The 13,066-nt window shown below is 72.2% G+C and carries 14 protein-coding genes and 1 pseudogene; 2 read left to right on the top strand and 13 right to left on the bottom strand.

The window, feature by feature from the left end; genetic code table 11:
* The first annotated feature begins 173 nt into the window (after positions 1-173).
* On the top strand, positions 174-1,727 hold the full coding sequence (locus ACQP1S_RS01000) for an LPXTG cell wall anchor domain-containing protein (protein ID WP_432902116.1): 1,554 nt from the start codon (positions 174-176) through the stop codon (positions 1,725-1,727).
* Positions 1,728-1,927: 200 nt separating this feature from the next.
* Positions 1,928-2,710 (top strand): annotated as a pseudogene (locus ACQP1S_RS00995) (DedA family protein); the annotation flags it as partial.
* A 398-nt stretch (positions 2,711-3,108) separates the two neighbouring features.
* On the opposite strand, the gene ACQP1S_RS00990 reads toward ACQP1S_RS00995, so the two are convergent.
* From ACQP1S_RS00990 to ACQP1S_RS00930, 13 genes are all read right to left on the bottom strand, one after another.
* Positions 3,109-3,486 (bottom strand): ArsR/SmtB family transcription factor, encoded by a 378-nt coding sequence (locus tag ACQP1S_RS00990; protein WP_007454255.1) that lies wholly within the window; start codon positions 3,484-3,486, stop codon positions 3,109-3,111.
* Between the two features lie 57 nt (positions 3,487-3,543).
* Positions 3,544-4,083: an orotate phosphoribosyltransferase gene (pyrE, locus tag ACQP1S_RS00985; RefSeq protein WP_091252187.1), complete on the bottom strand. Its 540-nt coding sequence runs from the start codon at positions 4,081-4,083 to the stop codon at positions 3,544-3,546.
* Between the two features lie 167 nt (positions 4,084-4,250).
* A complete protein-coding gene (locus ACQP1S_RS00980; RefSeq protein WP_091252189.1) occupies positions 4,251-5,060 on the bottom strand; it encodes an SDR family NAD(P)-dependent oxidoreductase in 810 nt (269 codons plus the stop codon).
* 9 nt (positions 5,061-5,069) lie between these two features.
* Positions 5,070-5,783, bottom strand: coding sequence for a hypothetical protein (locus tag ACQP1S_RS00975; RefSeq protein WP_432902112.1), 714 nt, complete (start codon positions 5,781-5,783; stop codon positions 5,070-5,072).
* Between the two features lie 73 nt (positions 5,784-5,856).
* Positions 5,857-6,735 carry a hypothetical protein gene (locus tag ACQP1S_RS00970; protein WP_432902110.1) on the bottom strand — a complete coding sequence of 293 codons (879 nt, stop codon included), beginning with the start codon at positions 6,733-6,735 and terminating at the stop codon, positions 5,857-5,859.
* Between the two features lie 150 nt (positions 6,736-6,885).
* Entirely contained in the window at positions 6,886-7,869 is a 984-nt protein-coding gene (locus tag ACQP1S_RS00965; RefSeq protein WP_432907676.1) for a hypothetical protein, read from the bottom strand.
* A gap of 34 nt (positions 7,870-7,903) precedes the next feature.
* Positions 7,904-9,487 carry a polyamine aminopropyltransferase gene (locus ACQP1S_RS00960; RefSeq protein WP_432902108.1) on the bottom strand — a complete coding sequence of 528 codons (1,584 nt, stop codon included), beginning with the start codon at positions 9,485-9,487 and terminating at the stop codon, positions 7,904-7,906.
* The gene (locus ACQP1S_RS00955; protein WP_432902106.1) at positions 9,484-10,233 is read right to left on the bottom strand and encodes a hypothetical protein; all 750 of its coding nucleotides are present in this window, start codon (positions 10,231-10,233) and stop codon (positions 9,484-9,486) included. The genes ACQP1S_RS00960 and ACQP1S_RS00955 overlap by 4 nt, the downstream gene beginning before the upstream one ends.
* Positions 10,233-10,655 carry a DUF350 domain-containing protein gene (locus ACQP1S_RS00950; protein WP_091252196.1) on the bottom strand — a complete coding sequence of 141 codons (423 nt, stop codon included), beginning with the start codon at positions 10,653-10,655 and terminating at the stop codon, positions 10,233-10,235. The genes ACQP1S_RS00955 and ACQP1S_RS00950 overlap by 1 nt, the downstream gene beginning before the upstream one ends.
* Positions 10,656-10,695: 40 nt before the next feature.
* The gene (locus tag ACQP1S_RS00945; protein WP_091252198.1) at positions 10,696-11,121 is read right to left on the bottom strand and encodes a DUF4247 domain-containing protein; all 426 of its coding nucleotides are present in this window, start codon (positions 11,119-11,121) and stop codon (positions 10,696-10,698) included.
* Between the two features lie 55 nt (positions 11,122-11,176).
* The gene (locus ACQP1S_RS00940) at positions 11,177-11,791 is read right to left on the bottom strand and encodes a DUF2617 family protein (protein ID WP_432902104.1); all 615 of its coding nucleotides are present in this window, start codon (positions 11,789-11,791) and stop codon (positions 11,177-11,179) included.
* A gap of 2 nt (positions 11,792-11,793) precedes the next feature.
* Positions 11,794-12,420 carry a DUF4178 domain-containing protein gene (locus tag ACQP1S_RS00935; protein ID WP_432902102.1) on the bottom strand — a complete coding sequence of 209 codons (627 nt, stop codon included), beginning with the start codon at positions 12,418-12,420 and terminating at the stop codon, positions 11,794-11,796.
* Positions 12,421-12,516: 96 nt separating this feature from the next.
* Positions 12,517-12,921: a hypothetical protein gene (locus tag ACQP1S_RS00930; RefSeq protein ID WP_432902100.1), complete on the bottom strand. Its 405-nt coding sequence runs from the start codon at positions 12,919-12,921 to the stop codon at positions 12,517-12,519.
* Positions 12,922-13,066 lie beyond the last annotated feature (145 nt).

Below are 13,066 nucleotides of genomic sequence, written 5' to 3'. Positions count from 1 at the left end.
CGACGGCCACGGGCAGGTGGCAGGCGACGGAGGTGGCCGGGGGGCCGTTGGGGTGGAGCCGCCGGCAGTTCGGCCCATTCTGCCGCCGCCCGGCGTCGCGGGGCGACCACATCCGAACGGATTCCGTACGCTGCGTGACGACAGCCAGAATTCCCTGAGGACAGGACCCGCTGATGCGCAAGCACGCGATCCGACGTTTGCTGGCCGGGCTCGGTGCGATGGGCGTGTTCGTCGCCGCCTCCGCCGCTCCCGCGCCGGCCGCCCCCGCCAGCCCCGACGCTCCCGCCGACGTTACGGCGGCCGGGTTCGACATGTTCGCCAACAACATCACCCTGGCCCCTCGTGGGCCCGGCAAGACGGTGGTCCTGCGGCTGTCGGGCGAGACGCCCCCCGGCAGGTACGCCGCCACCGTGGACTTCGGCGCGGTCGACGCCTTCGCGGAGGTGGATACCCCCGGGGGCGGGAGCTGCACCCGGGAGGGCACCATCCTGACCTGCACGGCCTTCGGCGAGGACGCGCCGGCACTGCTCGTCCTGTCGATCCGGCCGCGCGCCGACGCCGCGCTGGGCCGGGAGGGCAGGGTCCGGTTCACCGTGACCATTCCCGGCGTTGGCACGCGCACGTACGACTCGACCGTGCTCATCGGCGAGGGGGTCGACCTGGTGTCCGGCCCGGCGGTCAAGCTGAGCGGTCGTCCCGGAGCCACAGTGCCGGCGACGTTGTCGGTCGACAACCGGGGGCAGGAGACCGTGCAGGGCGCGGTGCTCCTCGTGCTGGGCGCCTACGGGCTCACCCCGTCGAAGCGCTACCAGAACTGCCGTTACAGCAGCGTGGGCGGTCCGGTTCACTTCACGCCGAACCTGTTCGCCTGCACCTTCGACGACGCGATCGAGCCGGGCCGGACGTTCCGGGTCGGCGGCGGTTTCGGTGTCACGGTGCCCGGTGACGCCTGGGCGCCGAACACCCAGACCGGCACCGCCACCTGGCTGACCCCGCAGGACTGGGCGGACGTGCGGCACCAGTACACCCTCGACCAGCAGGGCACCGGCGGGGTGCTGCGGCTGGAACCGGCCGGCAAGCTGCGCGCCGGCACGTCCCGCACAGCACAGACCGACGTCCAGCAGGCCGACAACGAGACCGCCATCGAGTTGGCCGTCACCGGCGAGCAGCGGGCCGACCTGGCTGCCGACGAGGTACGCGTCACCGGCAAGGTGGGCGCGACAGTACCGGTCAAGATCGGCTACACCAACCGGGGGCCGGCCTCGTCGGGCAACGGCGGCTCCGGCGGCGGCGCGAACATCCGGCTGACCGTGCCCAAGGGTGTCACCGTCGTGAAGGCCCCCGACAACTGCACCGACGCCGACGCCCAGCAGCCGGAGGAGTACGGCCAACCGGGTGCCCGCGCGTACGAGTGCTACCAGTACGGCATCCTCCACAAGGGTGAGCGGGTCGCCCTGCCTTTCTCGTTCCGGATCGACCGGGCGGGCACCCTGACCGGCAAGGTCGAGCTGCAGCACAGCTCCGGGGGCAAGGACCTCGACCCGCGCAACGACACCGCGAAGGTCCTGGTGAATCCCGGCTCGGGCGGTCAGGGCGGCGGCGACGGCTCGCTGCCGATCACCGGCTCCCCCACCGGCCTGGTGGCCGCCGTCGGCGGGCTGCTGCTGGTGGCGGGCGTCGGCAGCTACCTGGTGGCCCGGCGTCGCCGGGCGCGCTTCGTGGCCTGACGGGCACTTCCCGCACCCCCGCACGGGACCGGCGCGTCTCCGCCACCCCTGCTGTCCGGCTGACATCATCCCCGCCCTGCCGGGGGTCGGCGGCGGCCCCCGGCACGCCGGGGGCCGCCCGGCCGGACCCGGTGTCGGGGTGAGATCCCGGCCGGGGGGACGAGTGCCGCGACCGGCGCTTCGCGGGCTCGGTATGGTGTGTGGCCGTGGACACAGGTGAGAAGACGCGGGTGGTCGCCGAGACGGTCGCGCTGAATCCGCTCGACCCCAAGGATCTGCTCCAGACCTTCGGGCTGGTCGGCGTGTGGGTGATCCTCTTCGCCGAGACCGGTCTGCTGGTGGGGTTCTTCTTCCCCGGCGACTCGCTGCTCTTCCTGGCCGGGGTCGCCGCCTCACCGGTGGCCGATGCGATCTTCGGCAGCGGCACCCGGCTCTCCCTGGTCGGGCTGCTGATCGGCGGCCCGCTCTGCGCGATCGCCGGTGCCCAGCTGGGGCACTGGCTCGGTGCCCGGTACGGCCGCCGGATGTTCGAGCGCCCCAACTCCCGCCTCTTCAAGAAGGAGTACGTGGAGAAGGCGGAGTTCTACTTCCAGAAGTTCGGCCCGGCCAAGGCCGTGGTGCTGGCCCGGTTCATCCCGATCGTGCGGACGTTCCTCAACCCGGTGGCGGGTGCGCTCGGCATGCCGGCCAAGCAGTTCTTCCTCTGGAACGTCGTCGGCGCGATCCTCTGGGTGGACGGCATCCTGCTGATCGGCTACCTGCTCGCCGACCAGATCTACAACGCCATCGGTGACAAGATCGACCGGTACATCCTGCCGGTGGTCGCGTTGATCATCCTGATCTCGGTGCTGCCGATCTTCTTCGAGTTCCTCCGCGACCGTAAGGCCCGTCGGCGTGGTGAGGCCGTCGCGGTGATCGCCGCCGCGAGCGCGGTGGGCGCGGTGGAGGCCGTCCGGGACGCCGTCGAGCACCACCACCATCACGACCAGCCCCGGCAGCCGTACGGCGAACCGCAGTCGGCGCAGCAGCACGGCCACCAGCAGCAGCACGGCGATCCGCAGCAGTACGGGCAGCAGCAGCCCTACGGTGGTCGACAGCCCGACCAGCCGCACGGCCACGACCAGCAGTTCCCGCCGCAGACCTACGGTCAGTCCCCGCCGCAGGACGGTGGACGGTACCCGGAGCACGGTCAGGGTCGCTGACCGGCGGACGACGCACGGCCGGCCCTCGGGGAGAGGACCGGCCGTGCGCCTACACGCACGCCACCGCGGGCACGGTGGTGGATCAGCAAACTGACCGGTGACGGACAGCCGTCACCACCCGATGACGCCACCCCTGGTACGCCATCGGACGTCGCCCCTGGCGGGGGCGACGGGTGCAGTCAGCGGGCCTTCTTGGTGGCCCGCTTGCGCGGCGGCGTGAGGAGGTCGGCGATCGTGGCGATCGCCGACGGCACCAGCCGGTAGTAGGCCCACACACCACGCTTCTCCCGCTCCAGCAAGCCGGCCTCGGTGAGGATGCGGAGGTGGTGGCTGACCGTCGGCTGCGAGAGGCCGAGCGGCGCGGTGAGGTCACACACGCACGCTTCGCCCTCGGGCGCCGACTGGATCAGGCTGAGCAGCCGCAGCCGGGCGGGGTCGGCGAGGGCCTTGAGGACCCCCGCCAGCCGCTCGGCATCGGCACGTTCGATCGGCTCGCCGGCAAGCGGCGAGATCTGAGGCATGGTCATTTCAGCCAACGCAGTTCCCACGTATTCCATCCTTCCACCAGCAGCATCGATCCGCCTGCATATCAGCAGATCCGAATCGGCAAATTTTCACGCCACAAGGCCGAGGTCAGCCAGCGTAAAGGCCGCCCGATACGGCAGTCCGGCGGCTCGTACGACGTCGCTGGCGCCCCGATCGACGATAACCGCCACGCCCACGACCTCCGCCCCGGCCTCGCGTAGTGCTTCGACGGCCGTCAACACGCTGCCGCCCGTCGTCGAGGTGTCCTCCACCGCCAGTACCCGCCGGCCGGCCACCTCAGGACCCTCGATCCGCCGTTGGAGACCATGCGCCTTGCCGGCCTTGCGGACCACAAAGGCGTCCAGGGGTCGATCGGTCTCCGCGGCGGCGTGCAACATCGAGATGCCGATCGGATCGGCACCCAGGGTCAACCCACCGACCGCGTCGTAATTCCAGTCGGCGGTCAGCTCCCGCATCACCCGACCGACCAGGGGAGCCGCCCGGTGATGGAGAGTCACGCGACGCAGATCGACGTACCACTCCGCCTCCCGCCCCGAGGAGAGCACGACCCGGCCATGGACCACAGCCAGGTCAGTGATGAATTTACGCAGGTCGTCGTGGTCCCCCATGGCGATAGAGGGTACTGCGCAAGTCTGTGGGTCGTGTGTGCGGCCCACCCGGAACCGTCACACGGGCAACCGATGGCTGGCGATGGACGGCTACGCTGCGCGACCGCACCGGCAGAGTTGTCGGGCGGCTGCGGGCCGCCCGCACGTCGTACGGCACCGGCGGCCGGTCACTCCCCGGCCGGGTCGAGCTGCCCCCGTCGGTCCCGGAAGGCGCCACGCAACAACCGACGCGGTACGTGCCGCAGGCTCGCCACGGCCAGCTTGTACTTCCAGTCCGGAACGCTGACGGTTTTGCCTTTCCGCAGGTCACGTAGGGCTTCGGCGACCACGTCGTCGGCGCGCAGCCAGATCCACCGCGGCATGGCGGACATGTCGATGCCGGTGCGCTCGTGGTAGCCGGTGCGGGTGTAGCCGGGGCAGAGCGCCATCACGTGCACACCCGACGCGCGGGTGGACTGCCCGATCGATTCGCTGAAGCTGGTGACCCAGGCCTTGCTGGCCGGATAGGTGGAACCCGGCATCACCGGGCCGAACCCAGCGACTGAAGAGACATTTATCACTGCCCCATCGCCACGTTCGGTCATTGGTCCGAGCGCCGCCAAAGTCAGCCGAAGTACCGCGTGCACATTCAACCGGAGCAATTGGGTCTCATCAGCGACGGTGGAACGCAGAAACGGCCGGCTGAGGCTGAGCCCGGCATTGTTGACCAACAGGTGCACCGGGTCGCCCGTGGCCAGTCGCCGTTCCACCCGGCCACAACCGTCGTCGGTGGACAGATCGGCGGGGATGACCTCCACCCGGTTGCCGTACCGGCCGGTCAGTTCGGCGGCGGTCGCGTCGAGCCGGGTGGCGTCCCGGGCCACCAGGATCAGGTCCCAGCCCTCGGCGGAGAGTTGGCGGGCGAAGGACTCACCGATGCCGGCGGTGGCCCCGGTGATCAGTGCGCGGCGGCCCGGAGCCGGTCGGTCGGCGGTCACGGTTGCTCCTCAGCGGGGCGGCGGTGCCGACGCGGCGGCACCCGGGGGCGGTTCGGACGTGGGCGGCACCGGTGCGGCGGCACCGTGGGGCAGGTCGGAGACGGGGTACGCCCAGGGCGCGGCGGGGTGCGGCGGCGCGGACGCGGGCGGCACCGACCGGCGGGTGGCGAACCAGGCGTGCGCCGGGGGAAGCATCAGCAACCCGGCCACCGCGAGGTAACCGAGGGCCTGGGCCACCGAAACTGCCCCGTTCACCGGAAGCCACCAGGACGGGTAGGCGTCGCCGAGGGTGCCGAACAGGTCGGCGACACCCTGGTCACCGGCACCGAGCCGCAGCGGCCTGGCCCGCTGGCCGACCAGTGCCACCAGTGCGCACCCACCGGCGAGCAGGCCCAACCCGCAGACCGTCCAGACGCCGATCCTGGCCGCCCGACGTCGGGCGAGCAGCCCGCCGGCCAGGCCGACCAGCAGCAACGCCACCAGCACCGTCAACACCGCCGCACCGATCGTGCTGAACCGCAGCAGCCGGACCACGCCGTCGACGTCTCCCGGGTCGGCGGCGGTGCCGGCGGCGGCGGCCCGGAACCGGTCGATGGTGCCGCCCAGGGCGAGCAGGGTGGTCACGGCGTAGACCCCGGCGGCGAGCGCCATCAGCCCGAGCAGTGTCACCGCCGTGGTGACGGCCGCCGGTCGGCGGGCCGGCACCTGATCCGGGTACGACACGACGATTCCCTCCGGTAGGCGTCGGTGTGCAACCTACTCGGAGGGAATCGTCGGTGTCGCTGTTACGCGCCCGTCAGCTGCCGGCGGGGCGCTGCGGGTCGTCCGGTCCGCTGCCTCCGGCGGGCCGGTCCGGGTCCCCACCTGACGGCGGCGGCCAGGACGAGCCGTCGGACGGCTGCGGCTGGTCCGGCACGCCCGGGGTGGCCGACGACGGGCCGGGCTGGCCCGGGGTGGCCGACTGTCCGGGCACACCCGGCTGACCGGGGGTGCCGGGCTGCGGGTAGTCGGGCGTCGTCGGGTAACCGGGGGTCGCCGGGTAGCCCGGGGTCGCCGGGTAACCGGGGGCGGCCGGGTAGGCGGCACCGGGAACCGGCGGCTCCCAGCCGCCCTTGGCCTTGCGGAAGAACTCGTTGGACTTCGGCAGGGCGAGCAGGATCAGCGCCGCCAGCAGGGCCAGCAGGCTGAGCACGCCGAGCAGCGTGCTGACCGGGTTGTACCAGGAGGGCAGCACGGCGTTCATGCTGCGCTCCAACTCCTCGGCGCTCGGCGCGTCGCCGGAGGTGGAGCCGGTGGAACCGCTGAAGCCCGCGGCGCCGTTGACCAGTCCGCCGCCGACGCAGCAGACCATGATGCCGCCGACCACCCAGGTGGCGATCCGGCTGCCGTTCTTGCCCCGGTTGTTGAAGATCGCCAGGACGACGAGGGCCAGCGCGATCAGCAGCAGGACGGCGGACGCGGCGACGGCGAAGACCACGACGGCGGTGCCGAGCCCGTCGACCTCGCTCGCGGTCCCCTCGAACGCGTCCTCGAACGCCTGGCGGAGCTTGCCGCTGATCGCGAGGGTCAGGATCAGCCCGATGAGTTGGAGCGCCGCGAAGAACATCAGCAGATAGCTGGAGATTGTCACCAGACCCGGACGGGTCCGGGCGGGCGTGCTGTGGGAATCGACCATGATTCTCCTTCCTAGATCACCGCACCACGGTAACGTCCGTAGTCCCGTCGCACCGGGTACGACGGTGCCGTACCCAATGATCGACCTGCCGAATCACCCACCGGCCGCGGGCCGGGCCGCGACCGAACCGGATCAGCCGCACGTCCCGGGTCACGACTCGCGTACCAGTCGGCGGTGTTCGGCGGTCACCACGGCGAGCAGGAGCAGATCCACCGCGAGCCCGGCCACCGCGTCGAACTGGTTGACCGTGAAGTTGAAGATCTGCCCGAACAGCAGGTCGACCAGGAGGGCCAGCTTGAACAGCCGGAACGCGGCCCGCCGGTCGTGCCGGAGCAGGAACGCCGCGCGGATGCTCAACACCCCGGCGACCAGCGCCGAGGCGGACACCCCGAGCACCGCGCCCCACTCCCCGGCCTGGTCCAACTCACCGGTCACCTCCTCCGCCACCACCCCCACCACCGTGGCCACCGGCTCGACGACCAGGTAGACCACCACCGGGGAGACCACCCACCGCCGGGCGGTCAACCGGATCAGCGCGGCCCGCAGCCGGGCCACCCGGGGCTGCCAGAACCGCTGTGGCGGTGGCCCCCGGCGCGGCACCACGTCGAGCAACGCGGACACCGCCGACTCGACCTCCGGACCGGCCCCCCGGACCAGCCGTAGGGTGGCCACCCGTCGCCGGTCGGTGAGCCCCCGACCGAGGCCACCGACGACCACGTCCAACGCGTTCGCCACCCGCTCCCCCGGGGCCAGGCGCAGCCGGTCGCGCAGCCCCTGGGTGAGCACCACCAGCAGGGCGAAGACGGCGTAGATGATGCCGGCGGCCGGTCGGTAGAAGTAGTCGGTGCCGGCGGTGACGAACTTGCCGACCTCGTCGATGAACAGCCCGAAGCCGACCCCGGCGAGCACCGCGCCGGTCATCCGGGCGGCCCCGCCGAGGAAGACCAGCGCGACGCCCAGGCCGACGGTCATCAGCAGGCCACCCCAGAGCACGTGCGCGATGTGCAGACCGCCGCCGCCGAGCTGCGGGTAGCCGGTCGCCCGGAGGAAGGCCCGGGTGACCAGCACCGTGGCCACCCCGGACAGGACGAACGCCTGGAGGTACGCCGCAGCGTCCACCGCACGCGGTGGCAGCCGGCGGCGCGACGACGGTGACATCTGTCCGAGGCTAGTAGCCGCGCCACTCGCTGCGGGCGTAGTCGAGCACCCTGGGCCGCAACAGGGTGGAGGCGGGCACGTCCAGTCGGCCCCGGTCGGCGGGGAAGGCCGCCGCCGCCCGCAGCACCGCCGGGTCGAGGAAACGCAGCCGGGACGCGTCGGTCGGCAACTCCAGCACCGGCGGGATGCCGCCCGGCGTGGCGAGCACGAACCCCCAGTCACCGAACGACGGGACGTCGACGTGGTACGGCACGGTGGCGAAGCCGGCCTCGCGTACCGACGCCTCGATCGACCAGTACGACCTGGGCGCGAAGTACGGCGATCCGGACTGCACCACCAGCCGGGCGCCCTCGGCGAGCACCGAGCGGATCAGGGCGTAGAACTCGACGGTGTAGAGCTTGGCGGTGGCCGTCTCGTCCGGGTCGGGCAGGTCGGCGACGACCACGTCGAAGCGTTCGGCGGCGGTCCGCAGCCAGCCGAAGGCGTCGGTGTTGAGCACCCGGACCCGGGGGTCGTCGAGGGAGCCGCCGTTGAGCGCGCGCAACTGCGGCTCGGAGCGGGCCAGCGCCACCACCGCCGGGTCGAGGTCGACCACGGTCACCCGGCGCACGTCCGGGTAGCGCAGGATCTCGCGGACCGCGAGGCCGTCGCCGGCACCGAGAACCAGCACCTCACCGCGTGGGCCGCGCATCGCCGGATGCACCAGCGCCTCGTGGTAGCGGTATTCGTCGATCGAGCTGAACTGGAGGTCGCCGTTGAGGAACAGCCGCAGGTCGGTGTCGGCGTGGCCGATCTCCCGCACCGACCGGGTCAGCACGATCTCCTGGTAGCGGGAGCGTTCGGCGTGCACCACCGGGTCCCGGTAGAGCTGCTGGCGGCTGGTCACCTCGAAGTCGGCGGCGGTGACCCAGGCGTACCCCAGGCAGAGGGCGACCACGACGGAGCCGGCGCCCAGCACGAGCCGGGCCCGCCGGCTCAGCTCGGCGCGGAACACCGTGCAGACCAGGGCCAGGCCGGCCACCGCGTTCACCGCGCCCACCACCAGCGCGCCCTTGAGCTGGCCGAAGACCGGAATCAGCAGGAACGGGAAGGCGAGCCCACCGAGCAGCGCGCCGACGTAGTCGGCGGCGAACAGGTCGGCGACCGCGCTGCCGGCGGCCTGCTCGCGGATGCGTTGCAGCATCACCATCAGCAACGGGATCTCCGCGCCGATCAGCAGGCCGAGCACGAAGGCCGTGCCGACCAGCGCCGGGCCGTACAGGTCGAGCCAGGCGAAGGCGGCGTAGAGGCCGAGCACCGACAGACCGCCGAGCAGGGCCAGCGTCAACTCGATCACCGCGAACGCGGCGGCGGCCCGGGGCTGCAACGGCTTGGCCACCAGCGCGCCGATCCCCATCGCGAAGACCATCACGCCGAGCACGATCGACGCCTGCCCGACCGTGTCGCCGATCAGGTAGCTGCCGAGCGCGACCAGCGCCAGCTCGTACACCAGGCCGCAGGCGGCGCAGACGAAGACCGCGACCAGCACCGCCGCGCGGGCCCACCGCCAGCGGGGCCGGGTCGGATCGTCCTCGACCGGTGTGGCGGTGGTCACGACGTCCCCCGGATACGCCCGGCCGGGGCCGCCCGTTGCCGGCCGCGCTGCACGAACCCGACGGTGATCAACAGGGCGGCGACCAGCAGCAGACCGGCGGCGGCCAGCAGCGAACCCCAGCGGTCCCGCAGGAAATCGCTGCCGGCGTCCGGCAGCGGCGCCGCCACGGCGGCGGGATCGGCGGTCGGGGTGGCGGCCGGTGGCGCCGCACCCGTCTCGGCGACCAGCAGCGGCAACGCCACGGCGGCGCGGCAGATCGCCCAGCCCGGGTCGTCGACGAACACGTCCTCGTGCAGGCCGAACCGGGCCAGGCCGGCCTGGACGGCGGAGAGGTCGGCGCTGGAGAAGTCGCCCGAGCCGGTCACGGTGATGAACGCCGAGTCGCTGCTCTCGCTGCTCTCCGCGGTGTAGGTGATCCGGGCGCGGACCTGCACCCAGCGCGGGCAGCGGTCGTCCTCCTCCACCGCCACCCCGTCGCCGAGGTTGGAGCCGACGCTCACCGGCGAGCGGAACGACTCCTCCAGCCACCAGCCGTAGCAGATGCCCTGACTGGCGGTGGCCTGCGCGAGGAGCGGCACGGTGTCGGTGCGCTCGTCGACCGCCGGGGCGGGAACGGCGGTGCCGCCGGAGTCCTGATTGAAGAGGCTGCTTCCCACGCAACAGAGCACGAACAGGCCGAGGATGATCCCACCCACCCAGGCGCCCGTGTTCTGCTTCGCCTTCGCCGGTGGTTTCGCCGTGGTCATCAGCTGATGGCGGCGGCGATGATCGCGCCGGTGGCGAGGTGCACCACCGCCGACACCCAGACCGCCGGGTGCGGCTGCGGGTCGACCAGCAGCTCGCCCAGCTTGCCCGGGGTCAACGCGTCGAGCAGCACGAACGCCAACGCCATGATGACCAGCCCGACGATCCCGTACGCGGCGGCGCCGACCAGGCCGAGGAGGAAATCGTCCTCGCTGGCGGCGATCGCGGCGACCACGATCGTGCCGACGCCGGCCAGGTTCGAGGCGAGCAGCAGCGCCGCGTTGCGGTTGCGTTCGGTCCAGATCAGCTCGTGGAGCTTGCCCGGGGTGGCCACGTCGACCAACACGTAGCCGATGGCCATCAGGACGACGCCGACCACCCCGTAGGCGAGGGTGACCAGCAGATCGGTGACCAGGTTCTGCACAGCGTGCTCCAGGGGTTCGTTCGGTCGGGGTGGTGCGGGGTCACTTACCGGCGCCGGGGCCGCCGCCGCGTACCGTGCTGCCCCGCCCCCAGCCCCAGTGGCTGCCCACCGTCGAGTGGTAACGCGGGTACGCGGTCCGCATCCGTTCCAGCAGGATCACCGAGCCGGCGGCGATCGGCAGGATCACCAGCGAGTCGTCGTCGTAGCGCAGGTAGACGCCGCTGCCGTCGACGTACTGGTCGGCCGGCTTCCAGGCGCCGGTGATGTCGTCCGCCACCTGGCTCGGGGTCCGGTTCGAGGTGTAGGCGACGGCGTCCCGCCCGATGTCCCGGTTCGCCGACCGGGTGTAGCGGTCCTCGATGTAACCCCGGGGCGAGAAGTTGCCGTAAAAGATGGCGAAGGCGGCAACCAGCGCCCCGATGACCGCGAAGGCCACCCCCACCACGAACCAGCGTCGGTACGTCACAGTGTCTTCTCCGTTCGCGACTGCGGGGCTCGCAAAACCGGCTCACTCCTCGCGCTCACCGCGTCTTCTCCGTTCGCGACTGCGGGGCTCGCAGAACCGGCTGCGAGGTGCGCGGCAGCGCCACCACCGTCTCGGTCAGGACCAGCTCGTTGGTCTGGGGGTACGCGTGCCAGGTGCGCCAGCCCACCGACCCGTCCGGCGCGTCGGGGCGTACGGCCAGCGCGGTGACCGCGTCCGGGTCCCCGGGAAAGACCCCCACCAGGGCGTACGGGTCGTCGGCCAGGTCGGCGCGGAGCGCGGCGATCCGGGTGTGCAGCTCGTCCCCGGCGGGGCGCAGCACGGTGGCCGTGAACCGGTAGCCACCCGCCTCGTCGTGCAGGGTGCCGGGCAGGTGCGGCGGTCGGCCGGGCAGGCAGGCGACCGTCTCGACCAGCCCACCCGCCCCGGCGGGACCCGCCGCGTCAGGGCCCATCATCGCGTCAGGGCCCGCCGCGTCAGGAGCGGTGAGGACGACCTGGTGGGAAGCGCCGAGCAGGCGCAGCCGGAGCCGGATACCGCCGGGCAGCGTCAGGTCACGGACGTGCAGGGCGGGGCGTTCCGGGCCACCGAGCGCCAGACTCAGGTCGGCGGCGCAGGTGTCGACGTACGGGGTGTCCAGGCTGACCAGCACGATCAGGACCCCTCCGGCCCGGCCTGCGGGTACACCATCACGTCGGTACGGTGCAGTCGCTCGCCCCGGCCCACCTCCCAGCCGGCCTCCCCGTACGCCTCGAAGGAGAGCCGATCGTCGCCCTGCCCCCGGTAGTCGTGGTAGCGGACCGTGCCGTACGGGTCGAGGCCGGTGCTGCCGGTGGCCGAGTAGCGGGCCTGGCCGGACTCCTCCCAGGAGTAGCGGCGACCGGCGAAGTCGAGGGTGGGTGCGCCCGGGGTGACCGTCGCGGCCGGCTCGGCCGTCCAGAGCACCAACTCCAGGTCGGGGTCCTCCTCGACGGAGAGCCAGCGCTTGTCGCCCTCGACGGTGTCCAGCAGGTGCTCGGCCCAGCTCCAACCGCCCTCGACCAGGTGCACCGAGCCACGGACCGCGTACGACACCCGGCGGATCTCGACGATGTCGCCGGGCTTGAGCTTGCGGGGGTCACCGCGCAGCGCATCGGAGTCGGTGTCGCGGAAAGGGTCCTTCGCCGCCGTCGGGCGGGTGGGCTTGCGCCCCTTGCGCATGGCCACCACCGCCACCACGATCCCGGCGACCCCGATCAGACATCCCAGCGTCGCTACGACGTACGCCACCGAACCGTTCACCCCGACCACCTCCCCAAGTGCATCGGCGGAGACGGTAACAACCCCGCGCACCCCGCGCACCTGGGGAAACTTCGTGAGTTCTGAGTGAGCAGTCAGTTACCGAGCGTCCCCGTCGGTACGGTGGGCGGCCAGCCGGTCCGCTGCGTACCCGCTCAGGGTGGTGGTGGCCATCGTGCAGCCAGTGAAGGTGGTGAACTCGTCGTCCTCGTCACGCAGGATCGTCCAGGCGTCCCGGGCCGCCGCCGGGTCGACCTGTTCCAACAGCGCCGCCGCGTACGCCCGCCCGGCCGGCGAGCCGTGCCGCAGCAGCCAGTCGACCTGTTCACGGGCCTGCCGGGGGCGCCGCGCGAACGCCTCCTCGACCCGCCGGTACGCCTCGGTCACCGGCAACAGCGTGCCGGCGAACCCCACCCCGCCGAACGCGACGGTGTCCGCCCCGGCGAGTTCCCGCACGGCGGCATCCAACTCCGGATCCCCGCTCTTCTTCCGCATCCCGAACATGCCCCCATCCTTCCCCCGCCCCTCCCCACCCCACCCCACCCCACCGCGCCCCGCGCCCCGCGCCCAGCCCGGTCCGACTGCGGTGATCAAGAGGTTTACGTCAAGGGAGAGCGCTCTCAGTGACGCAAACCTCTTGATCGCCGGC

Origin of the sequence: Micromonospora matsumotoense (assembly GCF_050951065.1) — a bacterium.
Classification (GTDB): domain Bacteria; phylum Actinomycetota; class Actinomycetes; order Mycobacteriales; family Micromonosporaceae; genus Micromonospora; species Micromonospora matsumotoensis.
Note: the sequence above shows the minus strand (reverse complement) of the source record. Positions and strands in the feature narration are given on the sequence as shown.

Coding starts and splice junctions, on each gene's coding strand:
- ACQP1S_RS00955 (WP_432902106.1), bottom strand. CDS start 10,233: ATGACCACGGCGAAACCACCGGCGAAGGCGAAGCAGAACACGGGCGCC.
- ACQP1S_RS00990 (WP_007454255.1), bottom strand. CDS start 3,486: ATGGAATACGTGGGAACTGCGTTGGCTGAAATGACCATGCCTCAGATC.
- ACQP1S_RS00930 (WP_432902100.1), bottom strand. CDS start 12,921: ATGTTCGGGATGCGGAAGAAGAGCGGGGATCCGGAGTTGGATGCCGCC.
- pyrE (WP_091252187.1), bottom strand. CDS start 4,083: ATGGGGGACCACGACGACCTGCGTAAATTCATCACTGACCTGGCTGTG.
- ACQP1S_RS00970 (WP_432902110.1), bottom strand. CDS start 6,735: ATGGTCGATTCCCACAGCACGCCCGCCCGGACCCGTCCGGGTCTGGTG.
- ACQP1S_RS01000 (WP_432902116.1), top strand. CDS start 174: ATGCGCAAGCACGCGATCCGACGTTTGCTGGCCGGGCTCGGTGCGATG.